Origin of the sequence: Bradyrhizobium sp. U87765 SZCCT0048, from assembly GCF_018131225.1 — a bacterium.
GTDB lineage: Bacteria > Pseudomonadota > Alphaproteobacteria > Rhizobiales > Xanthobacteraceae > Bradyrhizobium_A.
Window position 1 is genome coordinate 123,476 of sequence record NZ_JAFCMM010000006.1, and the last position, 18,909, is coordinate 142,384.

Consider the following 18,909-nt stretch of genomic DNA (forward strand, 5'->3'; position numbering starts at 1 on the left):
GCTTCGGGCCGGCAAGGCGGAGGTGTCTAGCCGTTAAACGAATCCGGATCGGCACGCGGCGTTGCTGCGATGCGATAACGTTCGCCAGCGCCATGGCGCGGGTCGCCACGGCACAAAATGCGGCAGCCGGGTGCGCAGCACGCGGGCAGGGTGACTGCATTTCGCGCTGCGATAGCCCTTTCACGTTTGGCACGCCGGTATATTATAGGTTTCAAATAACAGCGCGGGCCGATCGAGAGCCGGGCGATGGGGATGGACATCACGAGGAACGAAGCTGCCGCGCCGACGGGCCGCGCGATGCGGCTTGCCGCCTTCAGCCGCGTCGCGACCGGACGGCTCGACGATGCCGCCGCGGAGATCGGCCGCATCTTCTGTCCGCACGATCTCGTGCCGCTGCACGGCGCCGGCGATTTCTATGCCCGCCACAACTGCGCATCCTATGACGGCATCTCCATCAACTACGTCGCGTATGGCGGCGCGGTGTCGATCGACCCCGGATGCCTCGAGCGCTTTTTCCTGCTGCAGTTGCCGCTCGGCGGCGTCGCGCGCATCCGCACCGCGGCGCGCGAGATCGCGACGGCGCCCGGCGTTGCGGCGTCGCTGCTGTCGCCGACCCTGTCGACGCGAATGGTCTGGGAGGGCGACTGCGCGCAACTCATCCTGCTGGTGGAGCGGCGTCTCGTCGAGCAGCGCGCCGCAGCACTCGCCGGCAGGGCGGTGCAGCCGGTCGAGTTCGAGCCGGCGGTGGATCTGACCGGGGCAGCGGGGCAGGCCCTGCAGGCGGAGATGGCGCATCTCGCCGATCTCGCCGAGCATCTCGGCCCCGGCGGCGACCTGCCGCCGCTCGCCGCCGCCAACCTGCGCGAGACGCTGCTCGATGCGCTGCTCAACGGCCAGTCCCATGGCTTGTCGGCGGCGATCGAGGTGTTCGCCGGCCGTGCCGACAACCTGCCGGCGGCGCTGCGGCGGGCGCGCGACTATCTCGACGCCAACGCCACCGAGCCACTCGACCTCGCCGATCTCGCCGACGCCGCCGGCACCGGCATTCGCGCCCTGCAGCTCGGCTTCCGCCGCCACTTCGGCACCTCGATCTCCGAGATGCTGCTCGACGTCCGCCTCGCCCATCTCCACGCCCGCCTGCGCAGGGCGCCGGCCGATGCGCGCGTCACCGACCTCGCGTTCGAGCTCGGCTTCACCCATCTCAGCCGCATGGCCAGCGCCTACCGCGCCAAGTTCGGCGAGACGCCGTCCGCCACGCTGCGCCGCATGAGCTGAGCGGCGCTGCCATCGGATTCACGATGCTGACAGCCGCCTGCCGCCGGGCGGGCCGCGTTCCTTGCAATTATTTCAAGCCTAAAATATATTGCGGGCCGCACAGCGAGGTCGACAATGGCAGCATTCTCCCGTTCCACCCACGCGCTTGTCACCGGTGGTGGCCGGGGCATTGGTCTGGCCATCGCCGCGGCGCTGTCGGGCGCCGGCGCCACCGTGACGGTGCTTGGCCGCCAGCGTGAGGCCCTCGATGCCGCGGTCGCGTCTGGCGTGGCGCATCATGCCGCGGTGGCCGATGTCGCCGACGCTGCCTCGGTCGGCGCCGCGATCGCGGAAGCCGCCGCGCGCCAGCCGGTCGATCTGCTCATTGCCAATGCCGGCGCGGCCGAGTCCGCGCCGTTCGTCAAATCCGATGCCGCGTTGTTCCAGCGCATGCTCGACGTCAATCTGATGGGCGTGGTCAACGCCACCCATGCAGTGTTGCGGCCGATGCTGGAACGCAAGGCGGGGCGGATCGTCGCCGTGGCCTCGACCGCGGGGCTGAAGGGCTATTCCTACGTCTCGGCGTACTGCGCGGCGAAGCACGCGGTGGTCGGCCTGGTGCGCTCGCTCGCCCTCGAAGTCGCCGCCAGCGGTGTCACCGTCAACGCGGTGTGTCCGGGCTTCACTGACACCGATCTCGTCGCCGGCAGCCTCGACGTCATCATGAAGAAGACCGGCCGCAGCCGCGATGCGGCGGTCGCGGAACTCGCCAAGCACAATCCGCAGGGGCGCCTCGTGACGCCGGCGGAAGTCGCCGATACGGTGCTGTGGCTGTGTGGCCCCGGCGCGTCTGCCGTCACCGGCCAGGCCATCGCGGTGGCCGGCGGCGAGATCTGACCGTCCGCACGCGGGCGCAACCACCCACGACCTTACATCAGGAAAACCGTCCGGGAGATCCCATGACCAGCTTTGCCAACCCCGTCACCCTGCCGCTCGCGGCGTATGCGCCGAAGCACTTCCTGCTGGCCGTCGACGGCGGCGTGGCGACTGTGACGCTGAACCGGCCGGAGCGCAAGAATCCGCTGACCTTCGAGAGCTACCGCGAGCTGGTCGATTTCTTTCGCGCCTGCGCCCATGACGACGCTGTCAAGACCATCGTGGTCACTGGCGCCGGCGGCAACTTCTCCTCCGGCGGCGACGTGTTCGAGATCATCGGCCCGCTGGTGAAGATGGACACCAAGGGCCTCACGGCGTTCACCCGCATGACCGGCGATCTCGTCAAGGCGATGCGCGCCTGCCCGCAGCCGGTGATCGCCGCGGTCGAGGGCATCTGCGCCGGTGCCGGTGCGATCATCGCGATGGCCGCCGACATGCGCCTGGCGGCGCCGAACGCCAAGGTCGGCTTCCTGTTCAACAAGGTCGGGCTTGCGGGCTGCGACATGGGCGCGTGCGCGATCCTGCCACGCATCATCGGCCAGTCGCGCGCCTCGGAACTGCTCTACACCGGCCGCTTCATGACCGCCGAGGAGGGCGAGCGCTGGGGCTTCTTCAGCCGCATCGTGCCGGCCGCCGAGGTGCTCAGCCAGGCGCAGGCGCTGGCCCGCGACGTCACCGCCGGTCCGACCTTCGCCAACACCATGACCAAGCGCATGCTGGCGATGGAATGGGCGATGTCGGTGGAGGAGGCGGTCGAGGCCGAGGCGGTTGCCCAGGCCTTGTGCATGACCACCCAGGACTTCGAGCGCGCCTTCCACGCCTTCGCCGCCAAGCAGAAGCCGGTGTTCGAGGGGAACTGAGGCGGTCGCGACACATCCCCTCATCCTGAGGAGGCGGCGCAGCCGCCGTCTCGAAGGATGAGGCCCGCAACGCCGTGGCCTCATGGTTCGGGACGCGCGGCGTTGCCGCGCTCCTCACCATGAGGGGGAGTGCGGCGCCTCATGCCAGCAAGCTGTCACCCGGGTGAGCGCAGCGACACCCGGGTTTTCTTTTGCCTGATCCCTCCCGGATATCGCTGCGCTCATCCGGGCTACGGGATATGCTCGGCGGCTGGGGCGGCCTCGCCCAATCGGCGACAGGCACCCTGAGGAATTGGCGCAAAATCGCCGCTTGCCAGTCAAATGCTTTAGGCTTAAAATAATTTCCAGCATCAAGATCCGGAGGCGGTGTCATGAAGGTGGCGATCATCGGCGGCGGACCGGCGGGGCTCTATGCCGCGATCCTGCTCAAGAAACAGCGGCCGGAGGCGGACGTCGCCGTTTACGAGCGCAACCGCCACGACGACACCTTCGGCTTCGGCGTGGTGTTCTCCGACGCCACCCTCGACAATTTCGAAAAGCACGATCCGCCGAGCTACCGCCGCATCACCCAGGAGTTTGCCTACTGGGACGATATCGCGGTGCATTTCCGCGGCACCGTCCACCGCGTCGGCGGCAACGGCTTCTGCGGCTGCTCGCGCCGCATGCTGCTCCTGATCCTGCAGGAGCGCGCCCGGGAGCTTGGCGTCAAGCTGTTCTTCGAGGTCGACATTGCCGACGAGGCGAAGTTCGCCGATGCCGACCTCGTGGTGATCGCCGACGGCGTCAACAGCCGCTTCCGCGAAAAATTCTCCGAACATTTCCAGCCGGAAGTCGATCTGCGCTCCAACAAGTTCACCTGGATGGGCTCGACCAAGCCGCTCGACGCCTTCACCTTCGTGTTCCAGGAGACCGAGTGGGGGCCGTTCATCGCCCACGCCTACCAGTACGAGGCCGGCCACTCGACCTGGATTTTCGAGACCGATCCGGAGACGTTTGCGCGCGCCGGTCTCACGGGCCTCGGCGAACAGGAATCGGCGCATCGCATGGAAGCGATCTTCGCCGACTACCTCGACGGTCACAAGCTGCTGATCAATCGCTCGATGTGGCGCAACTTCCCGATGATCCGCAACCAGCGCTGGGTGCGGGACAACATGGTGCTGCTCGGCGACGCCAAGGCGACCGCGCACTTCTCGATCGGCTCGGGCACCAAGCTCGCGATGGAGGACGCCATCGCGCTGGCAGAGGCGGTGCAGTCCGCGCCGACCCTGGAGGCGGCGCTGGTGAAGTACGAGCACGGCCGCCGCGAGGAGGTCGAGAAGACCCAGCACGCCGCCGACGTCTCGCTGGTGTGGTTCGAGCATGTCGACCGCTTCTGGGATTTCGACCCCGTGCAGTTCGCCTTCGGCGTCATGACCCGTGCCAAGGCCATCACCTATGACAATCTCGGCCTGCGTGCGCCGGACTTTGTCGCCGAGGTCGATCGGGTGTTCGCCCGCCAGGTCAAGGCGCGCGGCTTCGACGTCGACACGCACAAGCCGGTGGCGCCGATGTTCCAGCCGTTCAGGCTGCGCGACATGGTGCTGAAGAACCGCGCGGTGATGTCGCCGATGTGCATGTATTCGGCGAAGGACGGCGTTCCGCAGGACTTCCACCTGGTGCATTACGGCTCGCGCGCCATCGGTGGCGCCGGTCTCATTTTCACCGAGATGACCTGCGTCGCGCCGGAGGCGCGCATCACGCCCGGCTGCACCGGGCTGTGGAACGACGAGCAGGAAGCGATGTGGCGGCGCATCGTCGATTTCGTCCACGGCAACTCCGAGACGAAGATCTGCCTGCAGCTCGGCCATGCCGGCCGCAAGGGCGCGACGAAGTTGATGTGGGACGGCATGGACCGGCCGCTCGAGCAGGGCGCGTGGGACATCGTCTCGGCGTCGCCGCTGCCGTATTTCCCCGACAGCCAGGTGCCGCGCGAGATCGATCGCGCGACGATGGACCGCGTGCGCCAGCAGTTCGTTGACGCCGCGCTCCGCGGCGACCGCTGCGGCTTCGACATGCTGGAGCTGCACTGCGCCCACGGCTACCTGCTGGCGAGCTTCATCTCGCCACTGACCAACACCCGTACCGACGCCTATGGCGGCTCGCTGGACAATCGCCTGCGCTTCCCGCTGGAGGTGTTCACCGCAATGCGTGCGGCGTGGCCGGCGCACAAGCCGATGTCGGTGCGCATCTCGGCGACGGACTGGGCGGAAGGCGGCATCACCGGCGATGACGCTGTGGAGATCGCGCGGGCCTTCCGCGAGGCGGGGGTCGACCTCGTCGACGTCTCGACCGGCCAGACGGTGAAGGAATCGCGTCCGATCTACGGCCGCATGTTCCAGACGCCGTTTTCTGACCAGGTGCGCAACGAGGCGGACGTCGCCACCATGTGCGTCGGCAACATCACCACCGCGGACCAGATCAACACCATCCTGGCGGCCGGACGCGCCGATCTCGTGGCGCTCGGGCGCCCGCATCTCGTCGACCCCGGCTTTACCATAAAGGCAGCGGCCTGGTACGGCGCGGCTGACGCCTATTGCCCTCCGCCGTATTTGCCCGGAAAAGATCAGATCTTCCGCAACAGCGTGCGCGACCGGCAGGACTTCGAGGATCTCAAGATCAAGGGCAAGCCCAAGACGCGTGCGGAGCTGAAGGCGGATGCCGCCAAATCGCTGGCGGCAGAGTGACAGGTCTGGAATGATACGGCGGCGCGCCCCGGCACCTGGTGCGGGCCAGCCGCGACGGGAGATGCGCCGCATCGCCACATGGCGGGGCGGATGGCCGCAAGGCCGATAACCAACAACGATAAGTACGCGTCAAGGGTATGGAGGGTGGCATGAAGGCGATCATCGTCGGCGGCGGCATCGGGGGATTGACGACGGCGCTGATGTTGCGCGCCCGCGGCCTCGATTGCGAGCTCTACGAGCAGGCGGACACCATCCGCGAGCTCGGCGTCGGCATCAACACGCTGCCGCATGCCATTCGCGAGCTCACCGGGCTCGGCCTGCTCGACCGCCTCGACGAGGTCGCCATCCGAACCGAGGAGCTGTTCTATCTCACGCGCCACGGCCAGCAGGTCTGGCACGAGAAGCGCGGCCTCGATGCCGGCCATGACGTGCCGCAGTTCTCCATCCACCGCGGCCGCCTGCAGAGCGTCATCCAGCAGGCCGTGATCGAGCGTCTCGGTCCGCAGGCGATCCACACCGGTTGCCGGCTCGGGGCCTTCACCCAGGACGAAGGCGGCGTCACCGCGCATTTCTTCGACCGCACTGGCGGCCATGTCACGACCGCGCGCGGCGACATCCTGATCGGCGCCGACGGCATTCACTCCAAGGTGCGCCAGACGCTGTTTCCGAACGAAGGCGCGCCGTGCTGGAATGGCCTGATGCTGTGGCGCGGCGCCACCGACTGGCCGGCGTTCCTCACCGGGCGTTCCATGATCATCGCCGGTGGCCTCAACGCCAAGGCCGTGATCTATCCGATCGCCGAGGGCTCCGGCCCGGCCAACCGCCTGACCAACTGGGCGGTGCTGGTGCGCATCGGCGACGCCAATACCCAGCCGCCGCGCCGCGAGGACTGGTCGCGCGTCGGCAAGCGCGACGAGTTGATGCCGCATGTCGCCGGCTTCTCCATCCCGCAGGTCGATCTCGCCGCGCTGATTCGCGCGACGCCGGAATTCTGGGAGTATCCGTGCTGCGATCGCGACGCGCTGCCGTACTGGTCGAGCGGGCGTGTCACGCTGCTCGGCGATGCCGCCCATCCGATGTATCCGGTCGGCTCCAACGGCGCGTCGCAGGCGATCCTCGACGCCCGCGCGCTGGCGGACGCGCTCGCCCGCGCCGAGCATCCGCGCCAGGCGCTCGTCGCCTATGAGCGCCAGCGCCTGCCGATGACCGCTGAAATCGTCGCCTCCAACCGCCGCGGCGGTCCCGAGGGCGTGATCGACGCCATCGAGAAGCTGGCGCCTCAGGGCTTTTCCGACATCGACGCCATCCTCAGCTACGACGCCCGCGAGGCCATCGTCCGCGGCTACGCCGCCAAGGCCGGGTTTGCGGCACGGCTGATCGGCAAGTCCGCGTAGCGCGGTTCGGGGCTATCGTCGGTCGCCTGCGTCAGACCCTCATGGTGAGGAAGCGCGACAGCGCCGCCTCGAACCATGAGGCTGTGGCGTCTCCGCGTTCGCGGAGATGTGCGGTCTTCATCCTTCGAGACGCAGGCTGCGCCTGCTCCTCAGGATGAGGGGGAGGGACTGCAGCTCTTCTTTCAGTCCCGTAGCCCGGATGAGCGCAGCGATATCCGGGACTGCGGAACGAGGCGGCCCCGCATGTCGCTACGCTCATGCGGGCCACGCGTCAGTGTCAGGGAGGTGGTACGTGCCGCGCTCGCCTTATCGCGCCGCCACTCCTCCACCCAGCAAAATGCCCGGCGCAAGGGCCGGGCATGATGCATCCGCGACAGGACCATACCTGCGATTGGGCGATGTCCGCGATTGATCGCGGCGATTGCCTCACGCGCCCGGAGGGGGCGGCAGGAAGTGGATGTTGTACTCGGCGGCGAGCGCGACCACGTCCTCGGGCTTCTGCTCCTTCATGTTATGGATGCCCCAGAACAGGTCGTAGAGGCGGCGGGTCGGCGATACCCAGAACAGCACTTTGGCGAGCTGCTGCGACTTGTTGAAGATGCCGTGCGGCTTGCCCATCGGCAGGCGCACGAGGTCGCCCGGCGTGGCGTGCTCGTCGGCGCCGTCGAGCATGAAGTCGAGGCGGCCTTCGAGGATGTAGAGATACTCGTCCTGGTCGGGATGGATGTGCGGCGGCACGAAGGTGCCGGGCGGGAAAGTGGCGTGCCAGGAGAACGAATGCTCGGTGCGCGTCTTCGGCACATAGGTCTGGCCGAGGATGCTCCAGCTGACACCCTGCAGGCCGTCGTTGGCCCGCGTGATGCCGGCGGTCTCGATGGGATTGGCCATGGTCGTTCCTCTTTCTTGGTGGGATATTCGGCGAGTTGAAACGCTGTGATCCGTCATCCCGAGCAGCGAGCCCCGAAGGATGGCGGAGAAAAGATGGTCCGTACAGGCTCCTCTCAGACGTGCAGGAATTTGTCCTTAACGGTTGGATCATGGCGAAGGTCGTCGCTGCTGCCGGTCCAGACCACGCGGCCCTTCTCGACGACGACATGACGGTCGGCGAAGGCGGCGAGCGCGTCGACGTTCTTGTCGATCACCAGGATGGCCTGGCCCTCGCTCTTGAGGCGCTTGAGGCAGCCCCAGATCTCGGCGCGGATCAGCGGCGCGAGGCCTTCGGTCGCCTCGTCGAGGATCAGCAGCCTCGGATTGGTCATCAGCGCGCGGCCGATCGCCAGCATCTGCTGTTCGCCGCCGGACAGCTGCGTGCCGAGGTTGTTGCGCCGCTCCTTGAGGCGGGGGAACAGTTCCTGTACCGCTTCAAGCGTCCAGCGCGCGGTGCCACGGCGCGCCGCAGCGGTGGCAATGAGGTTCTCGTCGACCGTCAGCGTCGGGAAGATCTGCCGGCCTTCGGGGACGAGGCCGATGCCGCACTGCGCGATGCGGTACGACGGCAGGCCGGCCAGCGCGGTGTTATTGAAACGCACCTCGCCGCCGGTCGGCGCCAAAAGCCCCATGATCGCCTTCACCGTCGTGGTCTTGCCCATGCCGTTGCGGCCGAGCAGGGTGACGACTTCGCCGGCGCCGATGCCGAAGGAGATGTCGAACAGCACCTGGGCTGCGCCATAGCCGGCCTGAAGATTGGAGACGGCGAGCATCAGGCGGTCTCCTCGCCGAGATACGCTGCGCGCACCTCGGCATTGTTGCGGATCGCGTCCGGCGTTCCACTGGCGATGACGCGGCCATAGACCAGCACCGACACGGTGTCGGCGAGCGCGAACACCGCTTCCATGTCATGCTCGATCAGGATGATCGGCAGCTCCTGCTTGAGCGCCTGCAGCGTCGCGGTGACGCGGCGGGATTCTTCATGGCTGGTGCCGGCGAGCGGTTCGTCGAGCAGCAGCAGGCGCGGCTTGGCGGCGAGCGCGACCGCGAGCTCGAGCTGACGTTTTTCGCCATGCGACAGCAGGCCCGCGGCGACATCCGCGCGCGCCGCGAGGCCGAAGCGTATCAGCAGGTCGTGGGCCTCGTCGTTCAGCGCGCGCTCGGCGGCGGCGTTGCCGAAGAAGCGGAAGCTCGAGCCGGCGCGCGCCTGCGCCGCCAGCGCGACGTTCTCCAGCACCGAGAACGCCGGCAGGATCGAGACGATCTGGAACGAGCGCACGAGGCCGAGCCGGGCGCGCTCGTGCATCGGCAGAGCCGTGACGTCGCGGCCGTCGAACACGATGCGGCCGGCGCTGGGCGTAATCAGGCCGGAGATCTGGTGCACCAGCGTCGTCTTGCCGGCGCCGTTGGGGCCGATGATGGCATGCAGCTCGCGGGTGCCGACGCTCAGGGAGACGTCGTCGGTGACGCGCAGCGCGCCGTAGCTCTTGTGCAGGTTCTCGATGACCAGGATGGGACCGCTCATCGTTCGCTCCGCAGCAGGCCGACGAGGCCGCCCCGGGCGAACAGCACCACGAGGACGAGCAGCGGGCCGAAGATCAGGCCCCAGTATTCGGTGAGGCCGGACAGGAACTCCTCGAGCAGGGTGAACACCACGGCGCCGAGAATGGCGCCGTGCAGCGAACCGAGGCCGCCGAGCACCGCCATGAAGATCAGGTCGCCGGAGCGCTGCCAGGTGGCATAGGCCGGGCTGACGAACTCGCTCTGGTTGGCGAGCAGGCAGCCGGCGAGGGTCGCGATCAGGCCGGCAATGACATAGGCGGTGAGCTGGTAGCGGTACGGTGCAAAGCCGATCGCCTCCATCCGCACCGGGTTTTCCTTGATGCCGCGCAGCACCCTGCCGAACCGTGACGCGACGATGGCGCGGCAGATCAGGTATAGCGCCAGCAGCACGCCGAATGCCACGTAGTAGAGCGTGAGGTCATTCTTGAGCAGCGGCATTCCGAAGATGCGGCTGCGCGAGGGCAGGCTCATGCCGTCGTCGCCGCCATAGGCGGCGAGTGACGTCGCGAGAAAGTACAGCATCTGGCCGAACGCCAGCGTGATCATGATGAAGTAGACGCCGCGGGTGCGCAGCGAGATCGCGCCGGTGACGAGGGCGAACAGCCCGGCCACCGCGAACGCGGCCGCGAGCTGGACGAAGGCATCGTCGATGCCATGGCTCGACAGGATGCCGACCGCATAGGCGCCGATGCCGAGGAAGGCGGCATGGCCGAAGCTGATCATGGCGCCGCAGCCGATCAGCAGATCGAGCGACATCGCCGCCAGTGCCAGGATCATGGTGCGGGTGAGCAGCGCCATGATGAAGCCCGCGGCGCCGAACTGCGCGGCGAGCGGCACGAGCGCCAGCGCTGTGAACAGCAGGACGGGCAGCGCCACGCCGCGCAGGCGCCGGTGCGGCGGCGTCGCGGTGAGGCTGGGATTGCGTTCGGCGATATCGTTCACGTCCACAGCCTCACTTGCGCGCCGGAAACAGGCCCGTGGGCCGGAAGAACAGCACCGCTGCCATCAGCACGTAGATCATCATCGGCGCGATGGCGCGGCCGGTCTGGCTCGCGGTCGCCGGGTCGAACGCCGCGCGCAGCAGCGTCGGCGCGAAGAAGCGGCCGAGGGTGTCGGTGAGGCCGATCAGGAGGGCGGCGATGAACGCGCCACGGATCGAGCCGATGCCGCCGATCACGATCACCACGAAAGCCAGGATCAGCACGTTGTCGCCCATGCCGGGCTCGACCGAGAGGATCGGCGCGACCATGGCGCCGGCAAAGCCCGCGAGCATGGCGCCGACGCCAAACACGATGGAGAACAGCAGGCGGATGTTGACGCCGAGCGCCGACACCATCGGTGCGTTGCTGGCGCCGGCGCGCACCAGCATGCCGAGCCGGGTGTGGTTGACGGTCCAGTACAGCAGGCCGCCGACGGCGAGGCCCGCCGCGATGATGACGAGGCGGTACACCGGGTAGAGCATGCCCGGCGCCAGCGTCACCGTGCCCGACAGCAGCGCCGGCACCGGCACGCTGAGCGGCGCCGCGCCCCACAGGAACTTGACCGCCTGGTTGAGGAAGATGATGACGCCGAAGGTGGCCAGCACATGGGCAAGGTGGTCGCGGTCGTAGAGGTGGCGGAAGATCAGCACCTCCAGCAGCAGGCCGAACAGCAGCGCCGCCGGCAGCGCCAGCGCGAGGCCCACGGCGAAGCTGCCGGTCATGGCGGTGAAGGCGGCAGCGAGATAGGCGCCGACCATGTACTGCACGCCATGGGCGAGATTGATGAAATCCATCACGCCGAACACGATGGTCAGGCCGGCGGCGATCAGGAACAGGATCAGCCCGAACTGCAGGCCGTTGAGGATCTGGACCAGGGCGAGGGTCAGCGTCATGCGCGGTGAGTGCCAGGTTGGGGTGGGCGCATCGGGGTGATCACGCGCAACATGTCCAATCGTTTGTCGGTTCGAGGCCGACCATCTGAACGGTAGCCCGGATGAGCGCAGCGATATCCGGGTGCGAAGGTTGTCTCAGACCCGGATGTCGCTGCGCTCATCCGGGCTACGAGTCTTGGCAGCTGACCACTCACCGACGTCATCACCGGGCTTGTCCCGGTGATCCACGTCTTCACGACCGTCCGGCAAGACAAGGCGTGGATGGCCGGGAGACCTTAGTCCTGGCGATCCGTCGAAGACGGATCGCGCTGCCCGGCCATGACGCGATTGCTGTGGCGCGCGTCGTGCCTGATCCAGCTCAGTTGCTCGCCGGGCAGTCCTTGGCGAACTGGTCGGCGAAGTTGGAAAACACCTTCTGCACGATCTCGGTCTGGAACTTGCCGTCGGGGCGCTTCACCGCCTTGACGAGGTAGAAGTCCTGGATCGGATAGCCGTTGGTGTTGAACTTGAACGAGCCGCGCAGCGAGGTGAAGTCGGCCTTCTTCAGCGCCGCCTTGACCGCGTCCTTGTTGCTGAGGTCGCCCTTGGTCGCCTTCACCGCGCTGTCGATCAGCAGTGCCGCATCATAGGCCTGGAAGGCGTAGGTGCCGGGCACGTTGTTGTAGGCGGCCTCATAGGCGGTGACGAACTTCTTATTCTGGGGCAGGTCGAGGTTCGGCGCCCAGTTGGCGCCGCCGAACATGCCGACGGCGGCGTCCTGCTGCGCCGGCAGCGTGGATTCGTCGACCGTGAACGCCGACAGGAACGGGATGCGGTCGGCAAGGCCGGCCTGCTTGTACTGCTTGACGAGGTTCACGCCCATGCCGCCGGGCATGAAGGTGAAGATGGCGTCGGGGTTGAGCGCCGCGATCTTCGACAGCTCCGACTGGAAGTCGAGGGTGTTGAGCGGCACATAGGACTCCTCGACCACTTCGCCCTTGTAGTCGATCTTGAAGCCGGCGACGGCGTCCTTGCCGGCCTGGTAGTTCGGCACCAGCAGGTAGACGCGCTTGTAGCCGCGCTCCTGCGCGACCTTGCCGAGCACCTGGTGGACCTGGTCGTTCTGGTACGACGTGACGTAGAGGTAGGGGCTGCAGGCCTTGCCGGCGAAGCTCGACGGGCCGGCGTTCGGGCTGATCAGGAAGGTCTTGGATTCCACCACCGGCTTTTCGATGGCGCCGAGGATGTTGGAGAAGATCGGACCGACCACGAAGTCGACCTTGTCGCGCTCCAGCAGGCCCTTGACTTTGGTGACGGCGACGTCGGGCTTGAGTTCGTCGTCGAGCACGATGACCTCGACGTCACGTCCGCCGAACTTGCCGCCGAGATCCTTGACCGCGAGGTTAAAGCCATCGCGGGCCTGCTGGCCCAGCACGGCGGCCGGGCCCGACAGCGACAGCACGAGGCCGACCTTGACCTTCTCCTGGGCGACCGCCTGGCTGGCCATCAGGCCCGTCAGCGCCGCGACCGCCATCCCTCCGAAAATCCGCTTCATCGTTGTTCTCCCGCCCCTTGAGCCTGTCGGATTGAAACCGCAACCTAGCTGGCCTTGCGGCACCGCCGCAAGCCGATGCGCACCGCAGCGGTGTCGCACCAAATCGGATCCCGTATCACTCCCTGTCATGGCGCCGGGCGTCGTCGCCGCGTCATGTTGCTTAATTATTTTAATCCTAAAGGAATTGGCGGGATGGCGCAAGCAGTGCCGCTGCCTAAAGCGAAAGCGGCGGCGGCAGGGCCGGCGTTCGTGCTGCGGCGCAAGCGTGCTGTACTGGCCGAGGTTTCGTCCGCATCATCCGGGCTGCACCGCAATTGAGCGGGGCGCGCAAATTATTCGCAAGGCGCTGCGCCCGACAGCATGAACGTCTTGCGTCGCCCCCGTATCGGTGGCGCCGGCGGGCCGGCTGCGTTCTTTGACTTGCGTGTCCCCCCGAATTATTTCAAGGTTCAAGCTGATCGGCTTTGACTCGACCGGCGCGACGGCCGCTGTCCTTGAAGCCACGGACCGCAGGCGACGACGCCGCAACGGGCGCTAGGGGCGACATCCCATCATGTCCATGACCTTCGATTCCGAGACCAAGGCCGTCGAGACGCCCGAGGACCATGGCGACGAGCTGCGGCTGTGGCTGCGCCTGCTGACCTGCACGACGCTGATCGAGGGCGAGATCCGCAGCCGGCTGCGCGAGCGCTTCGACGTCACGTTGCCGCGCTTCGACCTGATGGCCCAGCTCGACAAGGCGCCGGACGGCATGACGCTGTCGGACGTCTCCAAGCGCATGATGGTGTCGAACGGCAATGTCACCGGTCTGGTCGAGCGCCTGGTGGAATCCGGCCATATCGACCGCCGCACCTCGCCTGAAGACCGCCGCGTGCAGATGATCCGTCTCACCAAGTCCGGCCGCGCCGTGTTCCGCAAGATGGCCGCCGAGCACGAATTGTGGATCGCCAGCTTCTTCGCCGATCTCACCGAGAAGGACGTGCGCGACATGATGCGCCTGCTCGGCAAGGCCAAGGTCTCGACCCAGCGCGCCGTCGCCGAGCGCGCCGCGCGGCGCGACGACACGGCGCCGGAAGGCTGAGCGCGCCGCCGCCATCCACTTCATCTGCGACGTCAACCACAAGACCTTGCGAAAAGGGGCTGCCCGTGACTGCCATCGACTTCGAGGCCGAATACAACAACCGCGCCCGCGTGCCGGAGAGCGGCGAGATCATTGCTGCATGGGCGCGCGATGCCGCCGCCTACCGCGCCGCTCGCGCCGGGCACATGCGGACGCTGCGCTATGGCAGCGGCGAGCGTCATGGCCTCGACCTGTTCGCCGCGGATGTCGATGGCGGCGCCATCGTCGTCTTCATCCATGGCGGCTACTGGCAGGCACTCGACCGTTCGTTCTTCAGCCACATGGCGCGCGGGCTCAATGCCCGCGGCGTCACGGTCGCGGTGCCGAGCTACGATCTCTGCCCGCAGGTCGGCGTCGCTGATATCATCACCCAGATGCGGGCCGCGGTGCGGGAGCTGGCGCGGCTCGGCCGGCCGCTGGTGGTCAGCGGCCACTCCGCTGGCGGCCAGCTCGCCGCCTGCCTGCTGGCGACCGACTGGACCACGGTGGATCCCGGTCTGCCGGCCGATCTCATCACCTCGGCCTATGCGATTTCCGGCGTGTTCGACCTCGGCCCGCTGGTCGGGACTTCGCTCAACGGCGCGTTGCGGCTGGACGCGGAGGGGGCGCGAGCCGTCAGTCCCCGCCACTGGACGCCGCCGCGGCGCGGCATCCTCGACGCTGCCGTCGGCGGCGCCGAGAGCGACGAATTCCTGCGCCAGAGCCGGGACATGGCGGAGGTCTGGGGCGCGGCCGGTATCGCGACCCGCTTCGAGCCGGTTCCCGGCGCCAACCATTTCACCGTCATCGCGCCGCTCGCCGATCCCGACTCGGGGATGACCGCGCGGCTTGCGACGCTCGCCGCCCACGCCGGGCGCTGACCCGGCGATCGCGGCGGCGGTGCCGCGGCGGCTTCAGCCGGTGTATGACGGGCGGCCGGGCGCCGCGCCAAAGGCCTGAGGCTGGCCAGCTTTTCCTTTCGATCGGTCTCGCCGGCCTGCCGGGCGGCGCCATCGCGCGCTCGCCCGGGCTCTCGCGTATTTTCGGTGTTGCGCCAAATTATTTTAGGTTTAAAATGATTGGCAAGCGGTGAGGCGAAGGACCGCAGCGGAGGCTCGAGATCCGATGACGACCGGTGCAATGGACACAAGGCTGGCCGAGACGCTCGCATGGCCGTTCTTCGAGGATCGCCACCGCACGTTCGCCACGGAGCTTGCGGTCTGGGCGCGCACGCACCTCGCGCCGCTCGTCGATCATCATGATGTCGATGGCTCGTGTCGCCGCCTCGTGCGCGCGCTGGGTGAGGGCGGCTGGCTGCGCGCCGCGGTGCCCGCGGCCTATGGCGGACTGACGCCGGCCTTCGACGTGCGCACGCTGTGTCTTGTGCGCGAGACGCTCGCCTATGAGACCGGGCTCGCCGATTTCGCCTTCGCCATGCAGGGCCTCGGCACGGGGCCGATCTCGCTGTTCGGCTCCGATGAATTGAAGCAGGCCTATCTGCCGCGCGTCGCGCGCGGCGACAGCATCGCGGCGTTCGCGCTGTCGGAGCCCGACGCCGGTTCCGACGTTGCCGCCATGAGCACGGTCGCGGTGCCCGATGGTCCCGATCACGTGCGCATCAACGGCCTGAAGACCTGGATTTCCAACGGCGGCATCGCCGATCATTACGTCGTGTTCGTGCGCACCAATGAGGCGCCGGGTGCTCGCGGCATCAGCGCCTTCGTGGTGGATGCCGGCACGCCGGGCTTCGAGATCGGTGAGCGCATCGACGTCATCGCGCCGCATCCGCTGGCGACGCTGCATTTCACCGACTGCCGCGTGCCGCTGGCGCGCCGCGTCGGTCCTGCCGGCGAGGGCTTCAAGGTCGCGATGGCGACCCTCGATGTCTTCCGTTCCACCGTCGGCGCCGCCGCGCTCGGTCTCGGCCGCCGTGCGCTCGACGAAGCACTCGGTCGCGCCGCGAGCCGTCGCATGTTCGGCGGCGTGCTCGGCGACCTGCAACTCACCCAGGCCGGTCTCGCCGACATGGCGACCAATATCGATGCGGCCGCGCTGCTGGTGTATCGCGCGGCGTGGACCAAGGATCGCGGCGCCGCGCGCGTGACGCGCGAGGCCGCGATGGCCAAGATGTTTGCGACCGAAGCCGCGCAGGCGACGATCGATCGTGCCGTGCAGGTGTTCGGCGGCCTCGGCGTCAAGAGCGGCGTCAAGGTCGAGGAGCTCTATCGCGAGATTCGCGCGCTGCGTATCTACGAGGGCGCGACGGAAGTTCAGAAGGTGGTCATTGGCCGCGAATTGATGAAGACCGCGCAGACGGTCGCAGTGCAACGCGCCGCGGAGTGATCCGCGGTTGCGAGCGATGCTGGAATGAATGCGGCTCCGCCGCGCGAGTGGCGCGAGACATGCATAGGGCAGCGGGAGGCCCGGCTGCCACGATCGGGCGAGACGTCTGACGTCTCGTGACGACGGGGTGCACCGGGCGACGCTGAAAAGGAACGCACGATGGCACAGACGGCTCATGTCGATACATTCGCCCGCGACAATCTTCCGCCTCGCGAGCTGTGGCCGGATTTGATCTTCACCCGTCCGGAATATCAGTATCCGGAGCGGCTCAACTGCGTGCACAACTTCCTCGACCGCTGGGTCGCGGAAGGCCATGGCGACGCGCCCTGCATCTACACTGACAAGAAGAACTACAGCTATCGCGAGCTGCAGCAGCTGGTGAACCGCATCGCCAACGCGCTGACCAACAAGCTCGGTCTCGTGCCCGGCGGTCGCGTGCTGCTGCGCTCGGCCAACACGCCGATGATGGTTGCCGCGTATCTTGCGGTGATGAAGGCCGGCGGCATCGCGGTCGCCACCATGCCGCTGCTGCGCGCCAAGGAAATCGCCTTTCCGGTGCAGCGGACCAGGATCGCGCTGGCGCTGTGCGACCACAAGCTCGCCGACGAGATGGACAAGGCGAAGGCGGTGGCGGACGAGCTCAAGCGTGTCGTCTACTGGGAATCCGGCGGGCCGGATTCGCTGGAGGCGCTGATCGCCGACGAGAGCGACGCCTTCACCGCGGTCGACACCGCCGCCGACGACCTCTGCCTGATCGCCTTCACCTCCGGCACGACCGGCGATCCAAAGGGCACCATGCATTTCCACCGCGACATGCTCGCGGTGTGCGACGGCTTCGCAGGCAACGTGCTGCGCGCCCGCAGCGACGACCGCTTCATGGGCTCGGCGCCGCTCGCGTTCACCTTCGGTTTCGGCGGCGTGCTGTTCCCGATGCATATCGGCGCCTCGTTCGTCCTGCTGGAGAATCCGGCGCCGCCGAACTTCGCCGCGGCGATCGAGCGCTTCAAGGTGACGGTGTGCTTCACCGCGCCGACCGCCTACCGCGTCATCCTCGGCCTTGGCGGCAAGCATGACCTGTCGTCGCTGCGCAAATGCGTGTCCGCCGGCGAGGCCCTGCCCAAGGGCACCTTCGATGCCTGGTACAAGGCGACGGGGCTCAAGCTGATCGACGGCATCGGCTCGACGGAGATGCTGCACATCTTCATCAGCGCGACCGAGGACGAGATCCGTCCCGGCGCCACCGGCAAGCCGGTGCCGGGCTACGAGGCCAAGATCGTCGACGATGAGGGCCGCGACGTGCCGCCGGGGACCCTCGGCCGCCTCGCGGTGCGCGGCCCGACGGGCTGTCGCTACTTCGCCGACGAGCGGCAGCGCAAATACATCCTCAATGGCTGGAACCTGACCGGCGACACCTATGTGATGGATCAGGACGGCTACTTCTGGTACCAGTCCCGCTCCGACGACATGATCGTGTCGGCGGGCTACAACATCGCCGGTCCCGATGTCGAGGCCGCGCTGATGACCCATGACGCGGTTGCCGAATGCGGCGTGGTCGGTGCGCCGGACCATGATCGCGGCATGATCGTGAAGGCCTATGTGGTGCTGCGGCCGGGCGTCGCCGGCGATGCCGCGCTGGTCAGCGCGCTGCAGGACCACGTCAAGCGGGAGATCGCCCCGTACAAATACCCGCGCGCGATCGAGTTCGTGACGGAACTGCCGAAGACCGCAAGCGGCAAGCTGCGCCGCTTCACCCTGCGTCAGATGGCGCTGGCCGAGGCAGATGCCGCCAACCCCATGACCAGCACCGCGGCGGAATGAGTCCGCCGCGGCGCCAGCACACGTGAAGGAGACAGGCCGGTGAACGCACCGAAAGCAAGCAATGTGGCGGTGTTGCCCGCGACGGACGAGCAGCCGCGCGCGGCGGGGCCGCAGGTGCTGCAGCCCGGCGGTTGGCCGCGGCCGAAGGGCTATTCCAACGGCATGCTGGCCGAGGGGCGCCTGATCGTCACCGGCGGCGTCGTCGGCTGGGATGCCGAGGAGCGCTTCCCGGACACTTTCGTGGCCCAGGTGAGGCAGACGCTGCAGAACATCGTCGCCATCCTGGCGGAGGGCGGGGCGCGTCCCGAGCACCTCGTGCGGCTGACCTGGTATGTCGTCGACATGGAGGAATACGTCTCGAACCTGAAGGCGCTGGGCCAGGCCTATCGCGAGGTACTGGGCGCCCACTATCCGACCATGGCGCTGGTCCAGGTCGTGCGGCTGGTCGAGCCTTCGGCGCGGGTCGAGATCGAGGCCACTGCCGTTCTGCCGCGCGCGTAACGCGCCGACCATCGGACCCGAACAGCGCCGCCGTCTGCCCGGATCTCTCCAGGTCCGCCGCAGCGGCGGCGTTGTCATGTCCGC

Annotated in this window: 17 protein-coding genes; 11 read left to right on the forward strand and 6 right to left on the reverse strand. The window is 67.7% G+C overall.

Going from position 1 to position 18,909, the window contains the following annotated elements:
* The first annotated feature begins 252 nt into the window (after positions 1 to 252).
* The 5 genes from JQ639_RS30725 (at position 253) to JQ639_RS30745 (ending at position 7,167) form a co-directional block, all read left to right on the forward strand.
* Positions 253 to 1,275: an AraC family transcriptional regulator gene (locus JQ639_RS30725; protein WP_211963533.1), complete on the forward strand. Its 1,023-nt coding sequence runs from the start codon at positions 253 to 255 to the stop codon at positions 1,273 to 1,275.
* Between the two features lie 114 nt (positions 1,276 to 1,389).
* Complete coding sequence (locus JQ639_RS30730; protein ID WP_211963535.1) at positions 1,390 to 2,151, forward strand: SDR family NAD(P)-dependent oxidoreductase; 762 nt, start codon at positions 1,390 to 1,392, stop codon at positions 2,149 to 2,151.
* 62 nt (positions 2,152 to 2,213) lie between these two features.
* Entirely contained in the window at positions 2,214 to 3,050 is an 837-nt protein-coding gene (locus JQ639_RS30735) for an enoyl-CoA hydratase family protein (protein ID WP_211963536.1), read from the forward strand.
* A gap of 371 nt (positions 3,051 to 3,421) precedes the next feature.
* Positions 3,422 to 5,773 carry a bifunctional salicylyl-CoA 5-hydroxylase/oxidoreductase gene (locus JQ639_RS30740; RefSeq protein WP_211963537.1) on the forward strand — a complete coding sequence of 784 codons (2,352 nt, stop codon included), beginning with the start codon at positions 3,422 to 3,424 and terminating at the stop codon, positions 5,771 to 5,773.
* A 149-nt stretch (positions 5,774 to 5,922) separates the two neighbouring features.
* Positions 5,923 to 7,167 (forward strand): flavin-dependent oxidoreductase, encoded by a 1,245-nt coding sequence (locus tag JQ639_RS30745; RefSeq protein WP_211963538.1) that lies wholly within the window; start codon positions 5,923 to 5,925, stop codon positions 7,165 to 7,167.
* Positions 7,168 to 7,593: 426 nt separating this feature from the next.
* Here JQ639_RS30745 and JQ639_RS30750 read toward each other — a convergent pair whose 3' ends face one another.
* From JQ639_RS30750 to JQ639_RS30775, 6 genes are all read right to left on the reverse strand, one after another.
* Positions 7,594 to 8,055, reverse strand: a complete 462-nt coding sequence (locus JQ639_RS30750) for a cupin domain-containing protein (protein WP_211963539.1) — start codon at positions 8,053 to 8,055, stop codon at positions 7,594 to 7,596.
* Between the two features lie 113 nt (positions 8,056 to 8,168).
* Positions 8,169 to 8,867: an ABC transporter ATP-binding protein gene (locus JQ639_RS30755; RefSeq protein WP_211963540.1), complete on the reverse strand. Its 699-nt coding sequence runs from the start codon at positions 8,865 to 8,867 to the stop codon at positions 8,169 to 8,171.
* Positions 8,867 to 9,619, reverse strand: coding sequence for an ABC transporter ATP-binding protein (locus JQ639_RS30760; RefSeq protein ID WP_211963541.1), 753 nt, complete (start codon positions 9,617 to 9,619; stop codon positions 8,867 to 8,869). The genes JQ639_RS30755 and JQ639_RS30760 overlap by 1 nt, the downstream gene beginning before the upstream one ends.
* Entirely contained in the window at positions 9,616 to 10,599 is a 984-nt protein-coding gene (locus JQ639_RS30765) for a branched-chain amino acid ABC transporter permease (RefSeq protein WP_371745000.1), read from the reverse strand. The genes JQ639_RS30760 and JQ639_RS30765 overlap by 4 nt, the downstream gene beginning before the upstream one ends.
* A 10-nt stretch (positions 10,600 to 10,609) precedes the next feature.
* On the reverse strand, positions 10,610 to 11,530 hold the full coding sequence (locus JQ639_RS30770; protein WP_211963542.1) for a branched-chain amino acid ABC transporter permease: 921 nt from the start codon (positions 11,528 to 11,530) through the stop codon (positions 10,610 to 10,612).
* 358 nt (positions 11,531 to 11,888) lie between these two features.
* On the reverse strand, positions 11,889 to 13,064 hold the full coding sequence (locus JQ639_RS30775) for an ABC transporter substrate-binding protein (RefSeq protein ID WP_211963544.1): 1,176 nt from the start codon (positions 13,062 to 13,064) through the stop codon (positions 11,889 to 11,891).
* Positions 13,065 to 13,256: 192 nt separating this feature from the next.
* Between JQ639_RS30775 and JQ639_RS35585 the strand changes: the two genes are divergently transcribed.
* The 6 genes from JQ639_RS35585 to JQ639_RS30800 all read left to right on the forward strand — a co-directional run bounded on the left by JQ639_RS35585 (position 13,257) and on the right by JQ639_RS30800 (position 18,825).
* On the forward strand, positions 13,257 to 13,382 hold the full coding sequence (locus JQ639_RS35585; protein ID WP_256442916.1) for a hypothetical protein: 126 nt from the start codon (positions 13,257 to 13,259) through the stop codon (positions 13,380 to 13,382).
* Positions 13,383 to 13,623: 241 nt separating this feature from the next.
* Positions 13,624 to 14,145, forward strand: coding sequence for a MarR family winged helix-turn-helix transcriptional regulator (locus JQ639_RS30780; protein WP_211965013.1), 522 nt, complete (start codon positions 13,624 to 13,626; stop codon positions 14,143 to 14,145).
* 65 nt (positions 14,146 to 14,210) lie between these two features.
* Positions 14,211 to 15,044: an alpha/beta hydrolase gene (locus JQ639_RS30785; RefSeq protein WP_211963545.1), complete on the forward strand. Its 834-nt coding sequence runs from the start codon at positions 14,211 to 14,213 to the stop codon at positions 15,042 to 15,044.
* A gap of 259 nt (positions 15,045 to 15,303) precedes the next feature.
* The gene (locus JQ639_RS30790; RefSeq protein ID WP_371745003.1) at positions 15,304 to 16,506 is read left to right on the forward strand and encodes an acyl-CoA dehydrogenase family protein; all 1,203 of its coding nucleotides are present in this window, start codon (positions 15,304 to 15,306) and stop codon (positions 16,504 to 16,506) included.
* Positions 16,507 to 16,665: 159 nt separating this feature from the next.
* On the forward strand, positions 16,666 to 18,324 hold the full coding sequence (locus JQ639_RS30795) for a benzoate-CoA ligase family protein (RefSeq protein ID WP_211963547.1): 1,659 nt from the start codon (positions 16,666 to 16,668) through the stop codon (positions 18,322 to 18,324).
* Between the two features lie 39 nt (positions 18,325 to 18,363).
* Positions 18,364 to 18,825 carry a RidA family protein gene (locus JQ639_RS30800; RefSeq protein ID WP_371745004.1) on the forward strand — a complete coding sequence of 154 codons (462 nt, stop codon included), beginning with the start codon at positions 18,364 to 18,366 and terminating at the stop codon, positions 18,823 to 18,825.
* Positions 18,826 to 18,909: the final 84 nt, after the last annotated feature.